We start from the raw sequence: 463 nt of genomic DNA, 5'->3' as shown, positions 1-463 counted from the left end.
ACCCTCGACCGAGTTCAGCCGCAGCATCGTGCGCAGCGGGTTGAACGGGTCGGCCTCGGCCTGCGGACGGAAGTCGCCGGTGACGTCGAACAGGTCCTTGCTGGTGTCCAGCGCATCGTCGCCGTCAAGCGCGATGTCCACCATCAGGTTGGTGATCGGATCCGCAAAGACCACTTCCTGGGTCTCGGTCGCGAACACGAAGTTGACCGCAAGCTCCTCGATCGCCGTGTCGAAGGCCTCGTCGGCCGACACGCCCGAGTCGGTCAGATCCTCGATCCGGCTCTTCGTCACCGCGGTCCAGAACTGGTAGCCCGGCAGGTCGCTCGCAACGCCCGTCACCGAGTCGATCGCCAGCGGGTCGCGGCCCAGGTTGTTCAGGTAGAACTCGCGGACGACACCCTCGACCGTGAAGTTGCCGTAGAGGTCGTCGAACTCCTGGCTCACCGCAAAGGCGTCCGCCAGG

Annotated in this window: 1 protein-coding gene; it reads right to left on the bottom strand. The window is 65.4% G+C overall.

What is annotated here, in order from left to right; all coding sequences use genetic code 11:
* The coding region (locus QSJ97_RS24710) for a hypothetical protein (RefSeq protein WP_285675162.1) at window positions 1-463 on the bottom strand (463 nt) is incomplete at both ends.

Source organism: Paralimibaculum aggregatum (assembly GCF_030270585.1).
GTDB classification, from domain to species: Bacteria; Pseudomonadota; Alphaproteobacteria; order Rhodobacterales; family Rhodobacteraceae; genus Thermohalobaculum; species Thermohalobaculum aggregatum.
The sequence above is the reverse complement of the archived record's forward strand: the minus strand, read 5'-3'. Positions and strand labels throughout refer to the sequence as shown.